At 62.6% G+C, this 24440-nt stretch carries 13 protein-coding genes; 6 read left to right on the forward strand and 7 right to left on the reverse strand.

What is annotated here, in order from left to right; all coding sequences use genetic code 11:
• The first annotated feature begins 184 nt into the window (after positions 1–184).
• From EJA71_RS00315 to EJA71_RS00325, 3 genes are all read left to right on the forward strand, one after another.
• Positions 185–706, forward strand: coding sequence for a DUF3455 domain-containing protein (locus tag EJA71_RS00315; RefSeq protein ID WP_158953310.1), 522 nt, complete (start codon positions 185–187; stop codon positions 704–706).
• 155 nt (positions 707–861) lie between these two features.
• Positions 862–1395 (forward strand): sigma-70 family RNA polymerase sigma factor, encoded by a 534-nt coding sequence (locus EJA71_RS00320; protein WP_158953312.1) that lies wholly within the window; start codon positions 862–864, stop codon positions 1393–1395.
• Positions 1392–2084, forward strand: coding sequence for an anti-sigma factor domain-containing protein (locus tag EJA71_RS00325; RefSeq protein ID WP_158953314.1), 693 nt, complete (start codon positions 1392–1394; stop codon positions 2082–2084). The genes EJA71_RS00320 and EJA71_RS00325 overlap by 4 nt, the downstream gene beginning before the upstream one ends.
• Before the next feature lie 7 nt (positions 2085–2091).
• Here the strand turns inward: EJA71_RS00325 and EJA71_RS00330 are convergent, their stop codons facing one another.
• Positions 2092–3183: a DUF1615 domain-containing protein gene (locus EJA71_RS00330; RefSeq protein ID WP_158953316.1), complete on the reverse strand. Its 1092-nt coding sequence runs from the start codon at positions 3181–3183 to the stop codon at positions 2092–2094.
• A 287-nt stretch (positions 3184–3470) separates the two neighbouring features.
• On the opposite strand from EJA71_RS00330, the gene EJA71_RS00335 reads away from it, so the two are divergent.
• Both EJA71_RS00335 and EJA71_RS00340 read left to right on the forward strand, forming a co-directional pair.
• Positions 3471–5675 carry a TonB-dependent siderophore receptor gene (locus EJA71_RS00335; RefSeq protein WP_158953318.1) on the forward strand — a complete coding sequence of 735 codons (2205 nt, stop codon included), beginning with the start codon at positions 3471–3473 and terminating at the stop codon, positions 5673–5675.
• A 213-nt stretch (positions 5676–5888) separates the two neighbouring features.
• A complete protein-coding gene (locus EJA71_RS00340; RefSeq protein ID WP_158953320.1) occupies positions 5889–7424 on the forward strand; it encodes an FAD-dependent oxidoreductase in 1536 nt (511 codons plus the stop codon).
• Positions 7425–7552: 128 nt separating this feature from the next.
• Here EJA71_RS00340 and hemB read toward each other — a convergent pair whose 3' ends face one another.
• The 3 genes from hemB to EJA71_RS00355 all read right to left on the reverse strand — a co-directional run bounded on the left by hemB (position 7553) and on the right by EJA71_RS00355 (position 10227).
• A complete protein-coding gene (gene hemB / locus EJA71_RS00345; protein ID WP_158953322.1) occupies positions 7553–8527 on the reverse strand; it encodes a porphobilinogen synthase in 975 nt (324 codons plus the stop codon).
• Between the two features lie 148 nt (positions 8528–8675).
• Positions 8676–9518, reverse strand: a complete 843-nt coding sequence (locus EJA71_RS00350; protein ID WP_158953324.1) for a PhzF family phenazine biosynthesis protein — start codon at positions 9516–9518, stop codon at positions 8676–8678.
• Between the two features lie 10 nt (positions 9519–9528).
• On the reverse strand, positions 9529–10227 hold the full coding sequence (locus EJA71_RS00355) for a glutathione S-transferase family protein (RefSeq protein ID WP_158953326.1): 699 nt from the start codon (positions 10225–10227) through the stop codon (positions 9529–9531).
• 344 nt (positions 10228–10571) lie between these two features.
• Here EJA71_RS00355 and EJA71_RS00360 point away from each other — a divergent pair, with 344 nt between their 5' ends.
• Positions 10572–11246 carry a histidine phosphatase family protein gene (locus EJA71_RS00360; RefSeq protein WP_158953328.1) on the forward strand — a complete coding sequence of 225 codons (675 nt, stop codon included), beginning with the start codon at positions 10572–10574 and terminating at the stop codon, positions 11244–11246.
• 130 nt (positions 11247–11376) lie between these two features.
• Here the strand turns inward: EJA71_RS00360 and mnmH are convergent, their stop codons facing one another.
• The 3 genes from mnmH to EJA71_RS00375 form a co-directional block, all read right to left on the reverse strand.
• Positions 11377–12483: a tRNA 2-selenouridine(34) synthase MnmH gene (mnmH, locus tag EJA71_RS00365; protein ID WP_158953330.1), complete on the reverse strand. Its 1107-nt coding sequence runs from the start codon at positions 12481–12483 to the stop codon at positions 11377–11379.
• Entirely contained in the window at positions 12483–13517 is a 1035-nt protein-coding gene (gene selD / locus EJA71_RS00370) for a selenide, water dikinase SelD (protein ID WP_158953332.1), read from the reverse strand. The genes mnmH and selD overlap by 1 nt, the downstream gene beginning before the upstream one ends.
• A 232-nt stretch (positions 13518–13749) precedes the next feature.
• Positions 13750–24273 (reverse strand): autotransporter-associated beta strand repeat-containing protein, encoded by a 10524-nt coding sequence (locus EJA71_RS00375; protein WP_158953334.1) that lies wholly within the window; start codon positions 24271–24273, stop codon positions 13750–13752.
• Between the last annotated feature and the right edge of the window lie 167 nt (positions 24274–24440).

Here is a 24440-nt window from a genome sequence, read left to right on the forward strand (position 1 = left end):
CGGGTCAGTCGACATACCTTTCGCTGACCCACCGCTATCGCTGGCAAGCCAGCTCCCACAGGTATAGAGATGATCCAGAAAAATATTTTTCAGCCACTGCATCCAAACACCTCCGCCACGGGTAGTCCTTGTAACAGCCCTCTTTCGGCTGTCAGCGGTTTACCCTTTTCGGAGAAACATACTGATGAACATCACCCAGTTGATCTGCCTCACCGGTTTGCTCACCGCCAGCGCCTCAACCTTTGCCCAAAGCAGCTACCCCGACGCGATCAAGGTCCCGGATGGCCACAAGATCGCGATGGAAACCACCGGCGTCGGCGAGATCACTTACGAATGCCGCGACAAAGCCAATATGCCGGGGCAGACCGAGTGGACCTTCGTCGGCCCGAAAGCGGTGCTCAATGACCGCAGCGGCAAGCAGGTCGGCACCTACTTCGGCCCGCCGGCCACCTGGCAGGCCAAGGACGGTTCGAAAGTCACCGGTACGCAACTGGCCGTGGCACCGTCGACGCCGGGCAACCTGCCCTATCAACTGGTCAAGGCCAATCCCGCCGAGGGCAAAGGCGCGATGACGGGCGTCAGCTACATCCAGCGCGTCGCGCTCAAGGGCGGTGTGGCGCCGGGCAGTGAATGCACGGCGGCGAACAAGGGCAAGCAGGAAGTGGTGAAGTATCAGGCGGATTATATTTTCTGGGCGGCGAACTGATCTCTGAAACTCAACATAAACCCTGTGGGAGCTGGCTTGCCAGCGATGGCGTCGCGTCAGTCAACATTCTCGTCACTGATACACCGCCATCGCGGGCAAGCCCGCTCCCACAGGGTTATGTGTTGTTTTGGAGAATGTGAGCTAGATTGCACGACATGCCTTTAGCCGAATCCGATTTCGATTACGAAGCCCGCCTCGCTGCCTGTGCCCGTGGCGAGCGCTCGGCCCTGCGCGATTTGTATGTGCAGGAAGGCCCGCGTCTGCTCGGCGTGGCCAAACGTCTGGTGCGTGACTCGGCGCTGGCGGAGGACATTGTTCATGAAGCGTTTATCAAGATCTGGAACGGCGCGGCGGGTTTCGATCCGGCACGGGGTTCGGCGCGGGGCTGGATGTTCAGCGTGACCCGGCATCTGGCGCTGAACCTGCTGCGCCATCAGGGGCGCGAGACGTCGCTCAGCGATGAGCACGAAACCGCCGATGACGCTGACGGCTTCGATGCCCAGGCGCATTCGGCACGCATTCATCGTTGCCTCGAACAACTGGAGCCGCAACGCCGCCACTGCATCCTCCACGCCTACGTCGACGGCTACAGCCATGCGCAGATTGCCGCGCGCCTCGACACGCCGCTCGGCACCGTCAAGGCGTGGATCAAACGCAGCCTCAACGCCTTGCGGGAGTGCATGGGATGACCACTGAATCGGCGCAGGAACGCGATGAACTGGCCGGCGAATACGTGCTCGGCACCCTGCCTGCCGAGCAGCGCATCGAGGTGCAACGGCGCTTGCCGAATGATCCAGAACTGCGCGCAGCGGTGGATGCCTGGGAACGGCGTCTGCTGGAGCTGACTGATCTGGCGCCCTCGCAACAACCGTCGGCGCTGCTGTGGCCACGGATCGAACGCAGCCTCGAACGACTCACGCCAAAAGCGTCGTCGACCTCATGGTGGAACCTGCTGCCACTCTGGCGCGGGCTGAGTGCTGCCGGGTTGGCCGCGACGTTGATATTGGGCTCGATCCTGCTGACCCAGACCACGCCGAAACCGAGTTATCTGGTGGTGCTGGTCGCGCCGCAGGACAAGGCGCCGGGCTGGGTGATTCAGGCCAGTGATTCCCGGGAAATCCAGCTGATTCCGCTGGGCGTGGTCGAGGTGCCGGCAGACAAGGCGCTGGAATTCTGGACCAAGGCTGATGGCTGGCAAGGCCCGGTGTCGCTGGGGCTGGTCAAGCCTGGGCAGGCGCTCTCGGTGCCGCTGGATAAACTGCCGCCACTGCAACCGAACCAATTGTTCGAACTGACGCTGGAAGGCGCCAATGGCTCGCCGATCGGCAAACCGACCGGGCCGATTCAGGCGATCGGCCGAGCGGTCAAAGTGCTGTGAGCAAGCGTCAACCGGCCTTGGCCATGCAGCGTTTGTAGCGCTCGTCGACGCGTTTGGCAAACCATGCTGTGGTGAGCTTGCGAGTGATCTTCGGGCTCTGCAAAACGATCCCCGGCAACACCGCACGCGGTAGGGTTTTGCCCTCGGCTCGCTCCGCCAGCTCAAACACCCGTTGATAGAGCTTGGTCTCTTCGAACTCCAGGGTTTTGCCCTTCTCCAGTTGATCGCGAATAGTCGGGTTGCGCATGCCCAAGGATTTGCCGAGGGTGCGCACTGCCAGTTCGGTGCTGCCGGGCATGATCGAGTCGTAACGGATCAGGTCACCATCAAGCGCCAGCGGGATACCAGACGCACGGCTGACCGCATTCTGAAACGCGGCATTACGACTGGCGTACCAACCGGCGTTGAAATCGGCGAAGCGATACAGCGGCTCGCGATAACTCACCGGGTAACCGAGCAAGTGGGCGATGCCGAAATACATGCCACCACGACGACTGAACACTTCGCGGCGGATCGTGCCGTCGACCGGGTACGGGTAATCCTTGGCGTGCTGTTCGGCAAACTCGATGCTGACCTGCATCGGCCCGCCGGTGTGCACCGGGTTGAAGCCGCCGAACAAGGTGCGGCCCATCGGCACCCGGCCGATAAAGTCATCGAAGGTCGCGCTCAACTCTTTCTCGCTGCGCGCGGCGCTCAGGCGTTCGCTGTAGGTCTTGCCGTTGGTTGAGCGCACTTGCAAGGCACCACTGACCAACAGGCTGGGGATGTGCACTTTGGCGGCGCGTCGATCGATTTCGTCGCGGGCGATTTTGCCCAGGCCGGGCACGGTGGGGTCGGCCTGAAAAGTGGATTCCTGTTCGGCGACAGCCAGCACCGAGCAGAGGTTTTGCGTGGTCGGGCTGATGTTCTGCGCGGCGAACGCGGCGTAGATATCGGTGGCCCAGCCTTGGCGGTCGGCGGTTTTCGCCGGCATCAACCGGATGATTTCTGCCTTCACTTCGGCAGGCGGACGCGGTACGGGTTCATTGCTGCGCTGGCCCGCGCAACCGGCGAGCACCAGCAGTGCGGCGAGGGTGATCGTTAATTGAAAGTTGTGCATGAAGCTTTATCCAGTCCGTTAAGCCAAAACCACCATACACAATCCGTGTAGGAGCTGCCGCAGGCTGCGATCTTTTGATTTTAGAAAACAAGATCAAAAGATCGTCCGATCGCGGCCCGAGCCTCCGGCAGCTCCTACAGGTGATGTGTGTTTTTGAGAGGGTGATGACAAACTGATTGCAAAACGTGACTGAGAAAACCTATCATTTGCGCCTGGAGTCGCATTTGCGCAAGGAGTTCCGCGCCGCCCTTATTTTTCTCACTGGCCGTGCGCCTCCAGGTATAACAATGCCCGCTTCAGCTCGACTCGCCGTCCCGTTTCGCCCGACGCTTCTCGCCCTGCTGTGCTCACTGACTGTCACCGCTCACGCCGCCGATGGCGATAACAAAGAACTGGTGCTCGACAACGTCAATATCAACGCTCAAGCCCCTGCGCCAAACGCTCTGCCCCCAGCCTACAGCGGCGGTCAGGTTGCGCGTGGCGGTCAGCTCGGCGTGTTGGGCAATCAGGACATGATGGATGTGCCGTTCAGCGCCGCGTCCTACACCGAACAGCTGATCCAGGATCAGCAGGCCGAAGACGTCGCCGACGTGCTGCTCAACGATTCCTCGGTGCGTCAGGCGTCCGGCTTCTCCAACCAGGCGCAGATCTTCATGATCCGTGGCCTGCCGCTGACCGGCGATGACATTTCCTATAACGGCCTCTATGGCGTGCTGCCACGGCAGATCATTTCCACCGACGCCCTCGAGCGCGTGGAAGTGTTCAAAGGCCCGAACGCCTTCATCAACGGCGTGACCCCGACCGGCTCGGGCATCGGTGGCGGCGTCAACCTGCAGCCAAAACGCGCTGGCGACGAACCGCTGCGCCGCTTCACCACCGACATCAACAGCGAAGGCCGCGTCGGTCAGCACTTCGACATCGGCCAGCGTTTCGGTGAAGACAACCGTTTCGGCGCGCGCATCAACCTGGCGCAGCGCGAAGGCGACACCGGTATCGATCACGAAAACCAGCGTTCGAAACTGTTCGCCATCGGCCTCGACTATCGCGGCGATGCGTTGCGCATTTCCGGCGACTTCGCCTACCAGAAAGAACGCGTCAACGGTGGCCGCAACTCGGTCAACCTCGGCACCGCCACGCACATTCCGGACGCGCCATCGGCTGACACCAACTACGCGCCGAAATGGGGCTACACCGACATCGAAGACACCTTCGGCATGCTCCGCGCCGAGTACGACCTGAACGATAACTGGACCGCTTACGCCGCTGGCGGCGCCAAGCACACCCGTGAAGTCGGCCGCTACAACTCGACCACGCTGGTCGGCAACACTGGCGCGTCGTTCACCACTGGCTCGTTCATTCCTCACGATGAGGACAACACCAGCGTCATGGCCGGCCTCAATGGCAAGTTCAATACCGGCCCGGTCAGCCACAAGCTGAACTTCGGCCTGACCGGCATCTGGGCTGAACAGCGCAGTGCCTACGATTTTGACCTGACCAAATACGCCAACAACATCTACCACCCGGTGGAAACCCCGTCGCCGGTCGGCAACTTCGCTGGTGGCGACAACAGCGATCCGGGCATCGTCGGCAAGACCTTCAACCGCAGCGTGGCGATTTCCGACACCCTCGGCTTCTTCGATGATCGCCTGCTGATCACCGCCGGCCTGCGTCGTCAGCAATTGGTCGTGCAGGGTTACAGCTACGCCAGCTACGGCAGCGGCCCGCGCTCTTCGAGCTACGACGAATCGATCACCACGCCGGTCTACGGCATCGTGTTCAAACCGTGGGAACACGTGTCGTTCTACGCCAACCACATCGAAGGCCTGGCGCAAGGCCCAACCTCGCCGACCAGCTCCGGCGGTTTCCGTGTGACCAATGGCAACGAAGTCTACGCACCGGCCCGCTCCAAGCAGACCGAAGCCGGGGTGAAAGTCGACATGGGCACCTACGGCGCGAGCCTGGGTGTTTATCGCATCGAACAGCCGAGCGACGGTTACTGCGAAATCATCGATGCCGACAACTGCACCTACGTGCGTGAAGGCGAGCAGGTCAACAAAGGCGTGGAAATGAACGTCTTCGGCGAGCCGATCCAGGGCCTGCGCCTGATCAGCGGCCTGACGTTGATGGACACCGAACTGAAGAACACCCAGAACGGCGCCAACGACGGCAACCACGCGATTGGCGTGCCGACCTTCCAGTTCAATGCTGGCGCCGATTGGGATGTACCGGGCCTGCAAGGCGTCGCGCTGAATGCGCGGATGCTGCGCACCGGTGGCCAATACGCCGACGCGGCGAACAACCTGAGCCTGCCGACCTGGAACCGCTTCGATGCGGGTGCGCGTTACGCGTTCAAGGTCTCGGAGAAGGACGTGACCGTACGTCTGGGCGTGGAAAACCTGGCGAACAAGAAGTATTGGGAATCGGCTCAGGGCGGTTATCTGACCCAGGGTGAACCGCGTGTGGCGAAGTTGTCCGGCACGATTGATTTCTAAGCGTAATCGGTAATAAGAAGGCTCCGCAGCTTTGATGGCTGCGGGGCCTTTTTTGGTTTTGCGGCGTTTGATAAGGCCTCTTCGCGAGCAAGCTCGCTCCCACATTGGAATGCGGTCCCCTTTGTGCGAGCGAGCTTGCTCGCGATGGGGCCAGAACTGGCTACCCTCTCCTTCTGATCCATACTTGCTCCACAGCAAACGGAGGACAGGCCCATGCACCGCAGCGACGTATTGATCATCGGCGCCGGCCCGACCGGGCTGGTGCTGGCCCTGTGGCTGAGCAAACTCGGCGTGCGGGTGCGCATCATCGATAAAACCGCCGCGCCCGGCACCACTTCGCGGGCGCTGGCGGTGCAGGCGCGCACCCTTGAGTTGTATCGGCAACTCGATCTGGCCGACACCGTGGTGCGCAACGGCCATCGGGTGGCGGCGGCGAATTTCTGGGTCAATGGCAAACCGGTCGCGCAGTTGCCGCTCAATCGCATCGGCGAAGGCCTAACGCCCTATGCGTTCGTCGAAATCTTCCCGCAGGATGAGCACGAGCGGCTGCTGATCGACCGCCTCGAAGACTATGGCGTGACGGTTGAACGCAACACCACGCTAGAGAGTTTCGAAGAATCCGGGGACGGCCTCACCGCGCATTTGCGCCTGGCCGATGGCGAGCAGGAAATCTGTCAGGCCTGCTACCTCGCAGGGTGCGATGGCGCCCGTTCAGTGGTGCGCAAAACCCTCGACGCCGGGTTTCCCGGTGGCACCTATCAGCAGATTTTCTACGTCGCCGACGTCAAGGCCAGCGGCCCGGCGATGAACGGCGAGCTGCACCTGGATCTGGACGAGGCGGACTTTCTCGCCGTGTTTCCGCTGGCCGGCGAAGGCCGTGCGCGGTTGATCGGCACGGTGCGTGACGAGCGCGCAGATCGTGCCGAAACCCTGGAGTTTTCCGACGTCAGCAGCCGCGCCATCGAACACCTGAACGTGCACATCGAAGACGTGCACTGGTTCTCGACCTACCGCGTGCATCATCGCGTGGCTGAGCATTTTCGCAGCGGCCGCGCGTTTCTGCTCGGCGATGCTGCCCATGTGCACAGCCCGGCGGGCGGGCAAGGCATGAACACCGGCATCGGCGATGCGATCAATCTGGCCTGGAAACTCGCCGCAGTACTCAGCGGCGGCGCCGAGCCGAACCTGCTCGACAGCTATGAAACCGAGCGCATCACCTTCGCTCGCCGACTGGTCTCGACCACTGACAAAGTCTTCAGCTTCGTCACCGCCGAAGGGCGTATGGCTGATTTGCTGCGCATGCGCGTGGCACCGTTTCTGATCCCGAAAATGGCTTCGTTCGAGGCGAGTCGCGAGTTCCTTTTTCGCACGGTCTCGCAAGTCACCCTTAACTACCGGGGCATGCCGCTCAGCCAAGGCAACGCCGGCCACGTCCACGGCGGCGACCGCTTGCCGTGGGCTCATGATGGTGAAGGGGATAACTACGAACCGCTGCGCCAACCGTGCTGGCAAGTGCATGTGTACGGCGACACCAGCGACGAAATGATCGCCTGGTGCCTCGAACATCATTTGCCGCTGCACGTGTTCGATTGGCGCCCGGCGTTTGAAACGGCGGGGTTGGGGCGTAACGGTTTCTACCTGCTGCGCCCGGATACCTATGTGGCGATTGCCGATAACAGTGCGGATCCGAAGGTGATTGAGCGGTATTTCCGCGATCACGGGATCAGACCGTTCTTCAACTGCCCCTGACTAAAGGACACCACTAAAAACTGTGGGAGCTGGCTTGCCAGCGATGGCGTCAGCACAGTCAAAATCAATGTTGACTGATCCACCGCTATCGCTGGCAAGCCAGCTCCCACAGGGTTATGCGCTGTTGCTCAGATCCCCGCCAGCGCCAGGTCCATCGCAAAGTAAGTGAAGATCAGATCCGCACCCGCGCGCTTGATCGCGCCGAGGCTTTCGCGGACCACACGATCTTCATCGATCGCCCCCGCCTGCGCGCCGAACTTGATCATCGCGTACTCGCCGCTGACCTGGTATGCCGACAGCGGCAGGTTCGAGGCCTCGCGAATGTCGCGGATGATGTCGAGATACGCGCCGGCCGGTTTGACCATCAGCGCATCGGCACCTTCCTGCTCGTCGAGCAGCGATTCACGCAGGGCTTCGCGGCGGTTCATCGGGTTCATCTGATAGCTTTTGCGATCGCCCTTCAAAGCGCTGCCGCCGGCCTCACGGAACGGGCCGTAGAGCGCCGAAGCGAACTTGGTCGAATAGGCCATGATCGGAATCTGGGTGAACCCGGCGGCGTCCAGCGCCTGACGAATCGCCCGCACCTGACCATCCATCGCTGCCGACGGCGCGATCACATCAGCGCCAGCGCTGGCCGCTGCCATGGCTTGTTTGCCGAGGTTGATCAGGGTCTGGTCGTTGTCGACTTCATGGTTGTGCATCACGCCGCAGTGGCCGTGATTGGTGTATTCGCAGAAGCAGGTGTCGGACATCACGATCATTTCCGGCACGGCGTCCTTGGCGATGCGCGACATGCGCGAAACCAAGCCATCTTCGCGCCAGGTGTCGCTGCCGTTGCCATCCAGATGATGCGATACGCCGAAGGTCATCACCGACTTGATGCCAGCGCGGGCATAACGCTCGATTTCGCTGGCCAGTTTGCGCTCGGGAATGCGCATCACACCGGGCATGCTCTTGATCGGCACGAAATCATCGATTTCTTCTTCGACGAAGATCGGCAGGACCAGATCGTTCAGGCTGAATTCGGTTTCCTGGAACAGGCTGCGCAGGCTCGCATTGCGGCGCAGACGGCGGGGACGTGCTTCGGGGAACTGACTGGACATGGGGTCTTTCCTGAAAAACGGCAGATGAGACGAAAGTCGTAGGGGGCGAAGCTTATGCCTTGCGGGGGCTGGGGTACAAACCTGGATCAATCAAGAGTGCATTACCCGGCCCGTAACAATCGGCGTGTTGCCTCGCATCTTTGTGCGTTCACAGGCGCAGTTGGCCGTCGATACACGTCACCACGCTGCCGCCGACCCAGATCTCGTCCCCGACCCGATCCACGCGAATTTTCCCGGCACGGCCCATGGTCACACCCTGGCTGACCGTATAAGACGCTGGCGCCAGGCCTTCTGCGAACAGCCATTGGGCGACTCCGGCGTTCAAACTGCCGGTGGCCGGATCTTCCGGCATGCCATCCCCGGAAATGAAAGCGCGCACCTCGAACTGTGCCTCATCACCATCACGCCGGGGATGCCACGGCGCGATCACCCCCACCGCCAGCCCCAGCATCTGCGCGTGATCCGGCTGCAGATCGAGCACCTGCTGCCGATCCTTGAGCAGCACGGCCAGCCAGCCTGCGCCATTGTCCACCCATTGCGCACGGGTGATGTCTTCGCCGGTAATGCCCAGACCGCGCTGCACCCGAGCCATCACGTCGGCCTCTACCGGCCCGGTGCGCAGCAGAGGTGGCGCGAGAAACGCCAGCTCGTTGCCTTGACGACGTATTCGCACCAGTCCGACGCCGCACTCCTGGATGATTTCATCCCCTTGAGGCACACCTCCCGCCTCCAGCCAGGCATGGCAAGTGCCCAACGTCGGGTGCCCGGCAAACGGCAGCTCGTGGAGCGTGGTGAAGATCCGCACCCGATAGTCGGCACGCGGATCCTGCGGTTCGAGAATGAAGGTGGTTTCGCTCAGATTGGTCCACGTGGCAAACGCCGCCATGCGCTCATCGTTCAGCGAGTCGGCACCAAAGACCACTGCCAGTGGATTGCCCTGAAGCGCCGAGTGGCTGAAAACATCAACTTGCTTGAAATCGAATGAACGCATGCACAGTCCTTTATTGTGGAATGGTCAACCCGCGCACCACCGCCGGCCGCGCCAGAAAGCGCTCCAGCACCCGAGTGACATTTGGAAAATCCTTGATCCCGACCAGATCGCCCGCCTCATAGAACCCGATCAGGTTACGCACCCACGGAAACGTGGCGATATCGGCGATGGTATAGCGCTCGCCCATGATCCAGTCGCGCCCTTCGAGACGACCGTCGAGGACCTTGAGCAAGCGTTTGCTCTCATCGACGTAACGGTCACGCGGACGTTTGTCTTCGTAATCCTTGCCGGCGAATTTATTGAAGAAACCCAACTGGCCGAACATCGGGCCGATACCGCCCATCTGGAACATCAGCCACTGAATAGTTTCGTAGCGCAGCGCCCCTTCCTGGGCCAGCAATTGGCCGCTTTTGTCGGCCAGATAAATCAGGATCGCGCCGGACTCGAACAACGGCAGCGGCTGGCCTTGCGGACCGTGAGGATCGAGGATCGCCGGGATCTTGTTGTTCGGGCTCAGCGACAGAAACTCGGGGGAATGCTGATCATTGGCGTCGAAAGCGACCTTGTGCGGCTCGTACGGCAGGCCAATCTCTTCGAGCATGATCGAGACTTTGACGCCGTTGGGCGTCGGCAAGGAATAGAGCTGAATCCAGTCAGGGTACTGCGCCGGCCATTTCTGGGTAATCGGGAACGCGGACAGATCGGTCATGGGAAGCATCCAGTCACAAATTGAACCCCGATCATAATGTAGGCGCCGCCGCAGGCTGCGATCTTTTGATCTTGAGCCTTTGAACAAGTGCGAAAGATCGCAGCCTGCGGCGACTACTGCGCGAACCGTAACATCCTGTCGCTAACCTGCGGCCAAGCCGTTGGGACTTGCCGTTAAAGTGCTGCGCACTCGCCCGGATCGAACCAAACGGGCCTCAGGGGACTCTGAGCTATGCCTTTCTCGCAGAGGAAGCTGTTCACGACAGGGAAATCACCCGGTGCTGGGAGCCCGTGGTGTAAAGGTTTGTCAGCCTTAACCGAAATTGCTGAAGAACCCTTTATTACATGACGAATCTTTTGAGCTTCGCCAAACGCTTCAAACATCGCGCCTATGTGGCCCTGCCTTCGCTGCTGGCGATCAGTGCGCTGTCTCTGTCGCTGGAGTCCAGCGAAAGCCGCGCGCAACCGGTTGACGGTACCCAGACCCTGGTGTTCCTGCGCCACGCGGAAAAACCGGAGGGCGGCCTCGGCCAACTCAACTGTCAGGGCCTCAATCGCGCGATCGATCTGTCGACGCTGCTGCCGGCAAAATTCGGCAAGGCCGACTACGTGTTCGCCGCCAACCCGACGCGTAACGTCGAAGAAGGCGAGCTGGATAATTCCTACAGCTACATTCGCCCGTTGATGACCATCAGCCCGGCGGCGATCAAGCTGGGTCTGCCCGTAAACATCGAGTTTTCCGCCAATGACACCAGCGATCTGGCCCGCGAACTGCTCGACGACAAGTATCACAACTCGACGATTTACACCGCGTGGTCCCACGGTTACCTGCCGGAGCTGATCAACAAGGTCGCGGGTAAAGCGGTCGGCGGCAAACAGAACATTACCGATGACTGGTCAGGCGATGATTTCGACTCGCTGTATGTGCTGACCCTGACCTGGCACAACGGCAAGGCCAGTTTGCAGAGCCACAGCTACAAGCAGGGGCTGGATCATGGCAAGGAAACCTGTCCGACCTGAGTCATTTGTTGCCTTTGCGGGCCCCATCGCTGGCAAGCCAGCTCCCACAGTTATCGTGGATATCCATAATCTGTGTACACCCACAATACCTGTGGGAGCTGGCTTGCCAGCGATGAGGCCGGCAAAAACACTATGAATCTTTCTGGTTCACCTGCTCGCGAAGATACTCAAGCACCGCCCCACGCTCCCCGGCGAACTCGATCCGCCCGCCCTTCTTCTCGCGCTGAAACACATACATCGGGTCGTAATACTCGCGCAGCAACCCCTCGATCCAGCCACGATGCAGATCCACTGCGCCGCTGCGTGCCTGCTCGATCAACGCGTCTTCCATCAGCAGCAACAGGCGCTGATGACGCTCGCCGCCGAGGCGTTTCTGCACGTTATTCAGGCTTTCCAGCAGGCGCTCCGAGAACAGCGTAAAGCCCTCCTCCCCATGCACCGTGGCAAATTCCGCCGACAGATCGACTACGTAATCACGCAGGATCCGCTCGACGCGATCCTCGAAACTGTCCTCCAGCCAGACCATCGGATATTGCTGCATGCCCTGATACAGCGGCAGCGGCAAGGCACAGCTGCCGACCACCCGGCTCTCGTCCTCAAGCACAAACTGCTCGATGCCGGCATCACGTTTCTTGAGAATGTCGATGGCCAGACGGTTTTCAAAATCGATGTTAGACGGCTGCCCGGTGGCGCGCTTGCCGAAACTTGAACCGCGATGATTGGCGTGGCCTTCCAGATCCAGGCCATTGCGCAACTGCACCAGCACCTCGGTCTTGCCGGTGCCGGTCATGCCGCCCAACAGGACGAAATCACACTGCGCGATGGCCTGCTCAGTGGTGTCGATGAGGAAATTGCGCATGGCCTTGTAACCACCGCCGACGCGCGGATAGTCGATGCCCGCCTCGTCATGCAGCCAGCGCTGGGTGATCTGCGACCGCAGACCGCCACGAAAACAATAGATAAAACCATCAGGATGGGCCCGGGCGAAATCGGCCCAGGCCTGGATGCGCTCGGCTTTCACCGCGCCGGCCACCAATTGATGGCCCAACTCGATGGCCGCTTGCTGACCGTGTTGCTTATAGCAGGTGCCGATCTTCTGCCGCTCGATGTCATTCATCAGCGGCAAATTGATCACGCCGGGGAATGCGCCTTTGTGAAACTCGACCGGCGCGCGGGCATCCATCAGCGGCCGGTCGTTGAGGAAAATGTCTCGGTAGTCAGTGCAGTCGCGGAGCATCAAATCACCTCGACTGCGTTCGTCTGTCGCTCAACCAGTTCGCCGATTGGCGCCAGACTCAGCCCCAATTCAGCGGCGACGGCGAGGAACTCGTCATTGCCTTCAGGGGTGACGGCGATCAGCAGACCACCGCTGGTTTGCGGGTCGCAGAGCACGCGTTTGTGCAGCTCTTGCACGCGGCCGACCTTGCTCGCGTAGCTGTCGAAATTGCGCAGCGTGCCGCCGGGCACGCAGCCTTGATCGAGGTAATACTCGACGCTGTCCAGACGTGGCACGCGGTCATAGGCAATGCGTGCGGTGAGCTGGCTGCCGTCCGCCATTTCCACCAGATGCCCGAGCAGACCGAAACCGGTAACGTCGGTCATCGCCGTGACGCCGGCGAGTTTGCCGAAGCGACTGCCGGGTTTGTTCAGGGTGCACATCCAGTCGCGGGCCACGCCGACATCGGCGGCGCGCAATTTGCCCTTCTTCTCGGCCGTGGTGAGGATGCCGATGCCCAGCGGTTTGGTCAGGTACAACAGGCAACCGGCGGTCGCGGTGTCATTGCGCTTCATGTGGCGCTTTTCCACCAGACCGGTGACGGCGAGGCCAAAAATCGGCTCCGGCGCATCGATCGAATGCCCGCCCGCCAACGGAATCCCCGCCGCGTCGCACACCGCGCGGCCGCCGCGAATCACTTCGCGCGCCACTTCAGGCGCCAGCACATTGACCGGCCAGCCGAGGATCGCAATCGCCATCAACGGATCGCCGCCCATCGCGTAGATATCGCTGATCGCGTTGGTCGCGGCAATACGGCCGAAGTCGAACGGGTCGTCGACGATCGGCATGAAAAAGTCAGTGGTCGAGACCACGCCGCGCTCGGCATCGATCTCGTACACCGCCGCATCATCACGCGAGGCGTTGCCGACCCAGAGTTTCGGATCAAGGTTCTGCGCACCGCTGCCGGCCAGAATCACCTCCAGCACCTGCGGGGAAATCTTGCAGCCGCAACCGGCGCCGTGGCTGTATTGGGTCAGACGAATCGGCTCGCTCATGGGGAAGTCTCAGGCTGTTAATGGGGCGGATTCTAGCAGAGCACGCCGGGTCTATCCGATCGTTCCCACGCTCCGCGTGGGAATGCAGCCCGGGACGCTCCGCGTCCCTTCACGGAGGCGGAACGCGGAGCGTCCCTGGTGGCGTTCCCACGCAGAGCGTGGGAACGATCATCTGGCGACAAGGTAAAAAAAAACCGCCCTCACGGGCGGCTAAAAGTACTTCGACCCTATATCAGAAGCCAAGGCTGAAGCTGATGGTCATCGCATGGTCGTTGCTGTCGTTTGACAGTTGCCCCGAATAGCCGACGCCCAGCTTGCCGGTCGGGCTGATCTGGAAGTCCACGCCCGCTTCGACAATCGCGCTGTCCTTGGCAATCGGCACGCCTTGGGTGCTGAACGAGGCGCCGCCGTCGATGAAGGTCAGGTCGGCGTCCGGTTTGGTGTCGCCGAAGGCATGGCGCCAGCCGATGGCCGCGCGCGGGGTGAATTGCCCGCCGTTGGCCAGGGTGATGACTTTGCCGGCGCGCAGGCCGAGGGTCGAGAAGGTGATGTCTTGATCGGCATCGGCCTCCAGGCGCCCTACTCCGCCTTTCTCCTTGGCCTTGTCGGTGTCGTAGTTGACGTAGGCCAGACCGGCGAACGGCTCCAGGGCAATGCCGCCGGCTTCAATCGTGTAGCCGACTTCACCGAACACCTGAGCGCTACGCGCATCGTAATTGGCTTTCAGACGGTCGTTGTAGCTGCCGACGCTGACGTCGCGTTTGGTTTCGATGTCGTGCCAGCTGTAAGCCGCGCCGAGGCGCACCGCCAAGGCATCGAACTGCGAGTTGAGGTACGCCGCCAAGTGGTAGCTTTCAACGGTCGCGTCCGAGCGACGGTCATGGGCGTCGAGGTCGCTGCGGGTGTAACCGGCGGCCATGCCCACGCGCCACTGATTATCGAGCTGCTTGTCGGTGCCGAGCATGAAGCCGCTGAGGTTGCGGTCGAGGCTGGCGCTATTGCTGTCGCCATCCGACTCACCCCAAGCGCCGAGTGCGCGGGCCCAGCCGACCATTTCGCCGTGGCAACCGCTGCTGCTCAACTGGTTGTCGCTCGGCGCCAGGGCGCGGCGTGGATCATCCGCCGCGCTGCACGATGGCTGACGCATGCGGTCGTTGACCGCGTCACGCACGTAGCGCGAATCCTCGAGGATGGCGCTGGCGGTGCTGGCGTGGATTTCCCCGGACAGGCTGTCGAAGGCATTGCGCGCACCGGCGACACTGAGGTTGACGATTTCGTTTTGCAACGTCGCCCCTGCCGCACCATTGCGCATCAGCGCCAGTGCGGTGTTGCGCTGGTTCTTGGTGGCGGCGACATCGGCGAACGAGTTGCCATTGCGGCTGACCACCAGGTTCACCGCGTTGGCGTCATACACCAGTGCCGAATCGAGGAACGCGTATTGCGGCAGGTCCGCAGCGCTGAACGTGCCGATCACACCACCACCCGCCGTGATCACCGAGTAAGTGGTGTTGCCGGTGAACGGCGCCAGCGAATTCACCTGCAACGCGCCGCCCAGGGTCGCGGTGCCACCGACGGCCAATGGCGTGGCAGTTGGCGAACTGATGGTCAGCGCCAGCACACCGTCGGCGGCGTTGGTCAGGTTGCCGGCGACACTCAGCGTGCCCGCCTCGGCGCCGGATTGCACCACACCGTGGTTGACCACCGAGCCAACGCTGCCGTTACCGCTCAGCGCAGCGCCGTTTGCCACAGTGACTTGCCCACCGAGCGAGGCCCGCGCGCTGCGGCTACCGACTTGCAGCATGCCTTGGTCGACCGCCACGGTGCCACTGAACGGGTTATCGCCGGTCAACAGCAAGGTGCCGCTACCGCGTTTGAGCATCGCGCCCAGCCCGTTCAGCGATCCGTTGAATTGGCCGTTGAAATTCTGCAGGAACAACAGCGAGGCGTTGTTGAGGATGTTGCCTTGCAGGCTGGTGGTGTTACCGATCAGCGTACCGCCGCTGACCGTGGTGCCACCGCTGTAAGTGTTGGCGCCGCTCAATACCAATGTGCCGGAATCGAGTTTCTCGATGCCGCCAGTGCCCACCAGCGGCACAGAGATTTCCGCACTGCCGCCGCTGTTTACCCGAATCGGTGCGAGGCTGCCGTCCGGTCCATTCACCGGTGTCAGCGTGCCGCCGGCACCTGGGGTCAGGCTGTAGCCATTGGCCAGAAATTGCAGGCCGGTGAAGTTCTGATTGCCCTGCACGGTGACCGTGCCACCCTGCCCGCCAAACACCGCGAACTGACCGTTCGACGCGAGTGCCTGGGTGCCGTTCGGATCGGTCCAGTTAGTGCCAGGCCCCCACACGCCGCTGCCGCCGCCGATGCTGCCATCCGGATTGGTCTTGTCACCGTTCCAGAACTGCACTTCACCGGGCGTGCCTTGCACCAGCAGGTTGATCTGATTGGCAATCGCCGTCTGCAACGTCAGGTTGGACGCCGACACCGGCAGGCTGCCGTAGACCAGACCGTTGTCGGTCAGGCTGCCGCCGTAGCTGAACAGTTGATAGACGCCAGTGCCGAAGCCGCCGGCATTGCTGACGTTGAGCGTGCCGTCGAGGGTCAGGTTGCCGGCCACGTTGACCACGGTGGTCGAACTGGTCGCCGAACCAAGGGTGAAGTCCAGATTGGTCCCCGACGACAACGCCAGCGCACCCACCGACAGCGGTGTTGCTGTGCCGCCACCGACCAGCGTCGCACCGTTGGCCAGTTGCACCGCGCCGCCGAACTGGCCGCTGCCGCCGACGCTTGCGCCGCTGGCAACGTTGACGTTGGCACTGTTGAGCGTGCCATTGACCAGCAGGCTGCCGGCTTGCACCGAGGTATTACCGGTGAAGCCGTTGTTGCCGGTCAGGAGCAAGTCACCGCTGCCGGTTTTGTTCAGCGTGCCGGCGCCAGTGAGGTTGCCGGTGTAGCTGCCGTCGGCATTCTGCTCGAAGGTCAGCGTGGCATTGTTGACGATTGCACCTTGCAGGCTGCTGGTGTCGCCGAATGTGCTGCCGCCGTTCAGCGTGGTGCCGCCGCTGTAGGTGTTGGCGCCGCTGAGGGTCAGATCGCCTGCGCCATTTTTCACCAGACTGCCGGTGCCAGTGACTGCGCCGATCAGCGTAGTGCTCTGGTTGCCGGCGAGGGTCAATTGCCCGCCCAGATTGATCGCGTTGGCCAACTGCAGCGCCGAGGTGCTGTCGAGGCTGCCGTTGCCGGTCACGTTCAAGGCACCGCTGCTGATCGCGCTATTGTTGCCAAGGATCAGCGTGCCGGCGTTGAGCTGCGTGCCGCCGCTGTAGCTGTTATTGCCGTTGAGGGTCAGGCTCGAAGCACCGCTCTTGATCAGGCTGCCGCTGCCGCTGACATCGCCATCCAGGGTCAACACATTGGAACCGGCGACGGTCAAGCCACCGTTGACCACCACATCATTGGCCAGGGTCGCGGCGGTGTTGCTGTCCAGCGCGGTGCCATCGGCGGCGGTCAGGACACCGGTGCCGAGCGCGGCGTTGTTGCCGACGACAATCTTGCCGCCATTGAGCGCGGTGCCGCCGGTGTAGCCGTTGGCCGCGTTGAGCACCAGCGTGCCGGTGTCGTATTTGCCCAGCGTGCCGCTGCCGTTGAGCGCGACACCGATGGTTGCCGTGGCGTTCGGGTCAACCCGCACCGTGGCATTGCCCATCGAACCGTTGACCAGATTCAGCGAACCCGCCGTGCCGTTGACCAGGCTGTAGCCATCGGTGACGAACTGCAGGCCGGTGATGGTTTGCGCGCCGTTGACGGTCACCGTGCCGGCCGCGCCCTGGAACACCGCGAAGTTGTTGGTCCAGGCCTGGTTGGTAGTGCCGTTGACGTCGGTCCAGTTAGTGGTGCCGGTGCCCCAGGTGCCGCTGCCGCCCTCAACCGAGCCGTTGGCGACCAGTTGATTGCCGTCCCAGAATTGCACGGTCACGCCCGGTGCAGTCACCAGCAGGTTGATCTGATTGGCCAGCGCGGTTTGCAGGGTCAGATCACCCGGCGTCACGCTGCCCGGTACGGTGCCGATCAGCATGCCGTTGTCGGTCAGGCCGCCGGTGTAGTCGATCAAGCGATAGACGCCGCTGCCGAAACCGCCGATGTCGCTGACGTTGAGGGTGCCGTCGAGGGTCAGGTTGCCGCCGACGCTGACCAGCGCGTTGCCGCCGCCGGACACCGGAGTACCAAGGCCGACGTCGAAGTTGGAGTTGCCGTTGAACACCAGCGAACCGACATTCAACGTGCTGCCGGTGACGCCCGCCAGATGACCGCCATCGGCCACCGTCACGGCACCGGTCAAGGTGCCGCTGCCCCCGAGGGTGCCACCGTTGTTGACCAGCAAGTTGCCGCTGGCCAGCGAACCGTTGACCTGCAGGGTGCCGGCGTTGACGCTTGTGTCGCCGGTCAAGTCGCTGATGCCGCTGAGGGTCAGGGTGCCGCTGCCGAGCTTGGTCAGACTGCCGTCGCCGCTGAGGATGCCGGCGAAGGTGCTGCTGATATTGTTGCCGCCCAGGTTCAGCGTATTGCCCGTGCCGATCAGCGCAGTGCCGCTGCCGGTGAGGCTGGCGAGGCTGCCCGAGGCGCCGAGATTGAGCGCCGCACCGCCGGCGAGATTGACCGTGGCATTGTTGCCCAGCGCCGCACCACTCAGTGTGGTCAGGCTGCCGGCGAGCACATCGAAAGTGCCGCTGAAGGTGTTATTGCCGCTCAGGGTTACGTCGGCCAGACCGTTTTTGGTCAACGTGCCAGCGCCCGCAACGATGCCGCCGAGGGTCAGGTTGTTGTTACCGGCCAGCGCCAGATTCGCGTTGACGTTGAGGTTATTGGTCAGCACCAGTGGCGCGGCGTTGTCGAGTGTCGAAGCGCCGGCCACGGTCAGCGCGCCGCTGCCCAGAGCCGCGCCCGTGCCGAGGGTCAACGTGCCCGCGTTAAGCGTGGTGCCGCCGGTGTAAGTATTGATGCCGTTGAGTGTCAGGTTCGACGCGCCGTTCTTGATCAGTCCCCCCGCACCGCTGACGACACCGGCCAGGGTCAGGTTATTGCTGCCGGTGTTGCTCAGGTTGGCATTGAGCACCACGTTATTGCCCAGGCTCAGCGCACTGTTGCTGTCCAGCGCCGAGGCGCCCGCCACGGTGAGGTTGCCAAGGCCCAGCGCCGAGTTGCTGCCGGCAGTCAGGGTGCCGGCGTTGAGGGTGGTGCCGCCGAGGAAGTTGTTGTTGCCGCTGAGGGTCAGGTTCGACGCGCCGTTTTTGCTCAGGCTGCCGGCGCCGTTGACCGTCCCGGCCAGGGTCAGATCCGATGTGCCAACGATGCCGAGGTTGCCGGCCAGATTGACCGCGTTGTTCAGCGATACCGCCGTGCTTGCGTCCAGCGTAGTGCCGCCGGCAGCGTTCAACGTGCCGGAACCCAGCGCCGAGTTCGACGCCAGTATCAGTCCGCCGGCATTCAGCGCCACCGGGCCGAGGAAGGCGTTATTGCCGCCGAGGGTCAGGTTGGCCGTGCCGGTTTTGATCAGGCCACCGGTGCCGCCAATCACACCATTCAATGTCAGCGCATTGCTGCCGACGATCGTCAGGTTGCCGTTGAGCGTTGCGGCGTTGGCCAGGGTCACCGCGGCGTTGCTGTCCAGTTGCGTGCCGGCATTCGCGGTCAACGTGCCGGTGCCGAGCGCGGTGTTGCTGCCGACGATGATTTTGCCGCCGTCCAGTTGCGTGCCACCGGTGTAGGCATTGGCGCCGCCGAGTACCAGCGTGCCGCTGTCGAGCTTATTGAGAATGCCGCTGCCGTTGATGTTGGCATTGATGGTCGCGGTCACGCCCGGATCGACGCGCAACGAAGTGGTGCCGCCGGTGCCGTTGACGGCGGTGAGTTGCCCCGCTGCACCGTTGACCACGTTGTAGCCGTCGGTAAGGAATTGCATGCCGGTGAAGGCCTGCGTGCCGTTCACCGTCACCGTGCCGGCGGTGCCTTGGAACACTGCAAAGTCGCCAGCCCACGGCTGATTGACCAGGCCATTGGCATCGGTCCAGTTGGTGCCGACCGCGTTCCACGTACCGCTGCCACCATCGACCACGCCGTTGGCAATGGTCTGGCTGCCGTCCCAGTAACGAATGTTGACGTTCGGTGCCGACACTTGAATGTTGATCTGATTGGCCACGCCGGTCTGCACCAGCAGATCGCCGAGACCGTAACCGACCGGCACACTGGCAACGTCCAGGCCGAGATTGGTCAGGGCGCCGGTGTAGTTGAACAGGCGATACACGCCGACACCAAAACCGCCGGCATCAGTGACGTTGAGATTGCCGTTAAGGGTGAGGTTGCCGCCGACGTTCATCAGCGAGGTGGTCGACGGTGTGCCCAACGCGACATCGACGTTGCTGCCGGCCGCGAGGGTCAGCGCACTTGCCGACAGTTGGTTGCCCGACGCCAACGCCAGATGGCCGCCGCTGTTGATGTTGACGCTACCAATCGCCGAACCGGTGCCGGTCAGGGTGCCGCCGGTATTCACGTTGACCTGCGCACTGGCCAGCGAACCGCTGAGATCGACCGTACCGCCATTGATCGCGGTGTTGCCGGTGATGCCGTTGATCCCGGTTAGGTTCAAGGTGCCGGTGCCGACTTTGACCAGGCCGCCGCTGCCACTGAGATCGCCGTCGAAGGTGCTCGTGACGTCGCCGCTGCCGACGGTCAGCAGGTTGCTGCCGGTCAGTTGCACACTGCCGCTGCCGGTCAGTGCACCGAGGCTGGCGTTGCTGCCCAGATTCAGCCCGGCGCCGGCGCTGATGTTGACCCCGGCGGTATTGCCCAAGGCGTTGTTGTTGAGCGTGGTGACGCTGCCGGAGATGATGTTCAGCGCGCCAGTGAAGGTGTTGTTGCCGGCCAGGGCCAGGTCCGACAGACCGTTTTTGGTCAGGTTGCCGGCACCGTCGATGACGCCGTTCAGGCTCAAATCGTTATTGCCAGCGACGGTCAGCCCGGCGTTCAAGGTAATGGCATTGCCGATGCCGAACGAGGCGCTGTTGTCCAACGTCGCCGCGCCACCGACGACCAACGCGCCGCTGCCCAGACCGTTGGCATTGCCCAAAGTCAGCGTGCCGGCATTGAGTGTGGTGCCGCCGCTGAAGCTGTTGTTGCCGTTCAGGGTCAGATTGGCCGTACCGTTCTTGATCAGTTGACCGGTGCCGCTGGTGACGCCGCCGAGGGTCAGGTTCTGCGTGCCGCCCACCGTTAGCGCAGCATTCAGAGCCACGGCGTTGTTGAGGCTGACCAGCGGCGAGTTGCTGTCCAGGGTCGCCGCGCCAGCGACGGTCAATGCGCCAGAACCCAATGCCGAACTGTTGCCGACGGTCAGGGTGCCGGCGTTCAGCGTGGTGCCGCCAAGGTAATTGTTGGCCGCGTTGAGAATCAGATTGGCCGCGCCATTTTTCACCAGACTGCCGGCGCCGCTGACCAGACCGGTCAGGGTCATATTTGCCATGCCGCCGATGTTCAGCGCACCGGCCAGCGCTACGGCATTGTTCAGGCTGACTGCGGTGTTGGCGTCCAGCGTGGTGTTGGCGGCCGCGTTCAACGTGCCGGAGCCCAACGCCGTGTTGCTGCCGACGGTGAGTTTGCCGGTGTTCAGCGCGGTGTTGCCAAAATAAGTGTTGGCGCCGTTGAGGGTCAGATCGGCAGCGCCGTTCTTGGTCAGGCCACCGATACCGGCGACCACGCCACCGAGGGTCAGCGCATTGGTCCCGCCCACAGTCAGGGTGCCGGCGAGGTTGACGTTGTTTGCCAATGTCGCGGCGGTACTGGCATCAAGGCTGGTGCCGTTCGACGCATTGAGTGTGCCGGTGCCGAGTGCGGTGTTGGAGCCAACAATCAGCGAGCCGGCATTCAGCGCGGTGGTGCCGGTGTAGGTGTTGTTGCCGTTGAGGGTCAGGCTGGATGCGCCGGTCTTGATCAAACCGTTGGCGCCACTGATCACCCCGCCGAGGGTCAGTGCGTTGGCGCCGCCAGCGGTGAGGTTGGCATTGAGAATGACGTTGTTGTTCAGGGTCACGGCGGAGTTGCTGTTGAGCGTGCCCGCGCCTTCGACCGTCAAGGCACCCGTGCCCAGTGCTGCGCCATTGCCGACGGTCAGGCTGCCGGCATTCAACGTGGTGCCACCGCTGTAGGTGTTGACGCCACTGAGCGTGAGATTGGCGGCGCCGTTTTTCACCAGTTGGCTGGCGCCGCTGATCACCCCGCCGAGGGTCAGCGCGTTGCTGCCGCCGATCCCCAGGCTGTTGTTGAGAATAAGGCTGTTGTTCAGCGTCACTGCGGCATTGCTGTCGAGCGTGGCCACCCCGCCCACGGTGATGTTGCCGCTACCCAGCGCCGCGTTGGCGCCCGCCGTAATCGTACCGGCGTTCAACGCGATGGCACCGAGGAAGGTATTGGCACCGTTGAGAATCAGGTTGGCCGCGCCGTTTTTGGTCAACCCGCCGCTGCCGCTGACAATGCCGCCAAGGGTCAGGTTGGCGCTGCCGCCAACGTTGAGGTTGCCGCCGAGGGAGACCGCGTTGGTCAGTGCCACCGCCGTGCTGGCGTCGAGGGTGGTGCCTGCCGCTGTGGTCAATGCACCAGTGCCCAGCGCGGTGTTGGAGCCGACAATCAGCGTGCCGGCGTTGAGCGCAGTGCCGCCGGAGAAGGTGTTGTTGCCGCTAAGGCTCAGGTTGGCGGTGCCATTTTTGATCAGATTGCCGGCGCCGCTGACGACGCCGCTCAGGCCCAACGCCTGGGTGCCGCCGATGGTCACCCCTCCCGCCAGTGCGACGGCATTCGCCAGTGTCACGGCTGTGGTCGCATCCAGCGTGGTGCCTGCTGCCGCACTCAGCGCGCCGGTCCCCAGCGCGGTGTTGCTGCCAACGAACAACGTACCGGCATTGAGCGCGGTGTTGCCTGAGTTGCTGTTGTTGCCGGTCAGGGTCAGGCTGGCAGCTCCGGATTTGGTGATGCCGCCAGTGCCGCTCAACACGCCGCCGAGGGTCAAGGCATTGCTGCCAAGCACGTTGAGCGCACCGGTCATGCCGATGTTGTTGGCCAGGGTGACGTTGGTGGTGCTGTCCAGACTGGTACCGGCGGCGGTGTTCAGTGCACCGCTGCCCAGCGAGTTGTTATTGGTCACCAGCAAGCTGCCGGCGCTGAGGGTGGTGGTGCCGGTGAAACCGGTGTTGGCACCGCTGACGGTCAGGCTGCCGCTGCCGGTTTTGGTCAGGCCACTGCTGCCGCTGATCAAGCCGCCGAGGGTCAGCGCGCCGGTGCCGCCAGCCGTCAAGGTGCCGCCGAGGCTGATGGCGTTGGCCAGGCTGATCGTGCCGGGTGCGCTCAGGGTTGTCGCGCCCGTGACATTGAGACTGCCAGTGCTGAACGCTTGATTATTGCTGACCTGTACCGTGCCGCCATTGAGCGTGGTGTTGCCCAGATAGGTGTTGGCGGCGCCGAGGTTTAGCTGGCCGGTACCCGCCTTGGTGAAACCGCCGCTGCCGGAAATCACCCCGCTCAGGGTGGTCGCGTTGGTGCCTTGCACCGTGACGCCGCCAGCGCCGAGGGAGATCAGGTTGGCAATGTTCAACCCGGCATTGCTGGCCTGCAGAATCCCGCCGTTGGACGTAAGCACACCGCTACCGAACGTGGCGTTGTTGTTGAAATTGGCGATACCGCCATTGAGCGTGGTCGCCCCACTGACCAACGGCCCCTGCAAAGTCCACGTGCCGCTGTTGATCGTGAGGTTGTTGAAGTTGACGTAGGTGGCGCTCGACGCCGTGCCAGTCCCGGTGACACCGCCGCCAACGCCGTTAGTATTTTGCAGAATCAGGCTATTGGTGCCGCCCGCGCCGCCATCGACCGTGCCGGTCGGGGCGAACGTCAGGTTGATATTGACCAGACCACCAAGACCAACGCTGATCTGCACGCCGTCACCGACCTGCACCGATGAGCCGATCACGGCGGTAAAGGTGTTGGTGCTCGCCGCGCCCATCGACACGCCGCCGGTAATCGCACCGGCGTTGGTGAAAGTGTTGCCTGCCGCCGATTTCTCGAACGCGATCCGGCCGTTGATGACGCCGGTGCTGCTGTTGGTCATGTTGACCTGCGAGCCGCCATAGACGCCGATCACCGGGGTATCGGCCAGGGTAATGCCGCCAATCGACAGGCCAGTCGAGGTGATGGTGCCGTTGTTGGTGATGCTGGTGGTGCCGGACACGGAGTTGTTCACGCCAATCGCCAGACCGTCGATGCTGGTCAGGTTAAGCCCGAGCAGCATCCCGGTGCCGCGCATGATGCCGCCGACGTTGTTGAGCACGCTGACCGTGCTGGTTGCGCCCGTGCCGATGAACGCACCGCCGCTGAGCACCGAGACCAGGCCAAGCAGCGCCGGGTCGATCGTCCCCGAGTTGTTCAGCGAGATGTTCGCCCCGGTCAGGTCCATCACATGGCCGCCGAGGGTCGCGTTCATCTGCGCGCCACTGTTGACGTTGACCGTAAGGCCACTGGTAGCACTGGCGAAGTTGTTGAGAAACAGCGGCAGCGAGGGCACGCCGGTACAGGTCACCGTGGAACCTGCCGTGGAGCACGTGGCGTATGCAGGCGTGCTGAACCCGGCGAACAACAGTCCGGCAACGCTCAGATGCACAGCAAGGGAAAGTGGGGAAAAACGCGAAATGCGGGCGACACCAAACCTTGCTTCCACGGGTTACTCCTTGTAGTGGCCTAACTCTTCCTTGAAGGCGCGTGGAGCAAGCGGCGGGCTTATTCGACACGCGAATCAAGACTGCGACGGTCATCACAAAACCGTTCTGTTCCTGACACACGCTAGTCGACGCCCTGCGATGGGGCATTGGTTAAATGGTGTTAATA

This window comes from Pseudomonas sp. PB106 (assembly GCF_009764645.1).
Lineage (GTDB): Bacteria > Pseudomonadota > Gammaproteobacteria > Pseudomonadales > Pseudomonadaceae > Aquipseudomonas.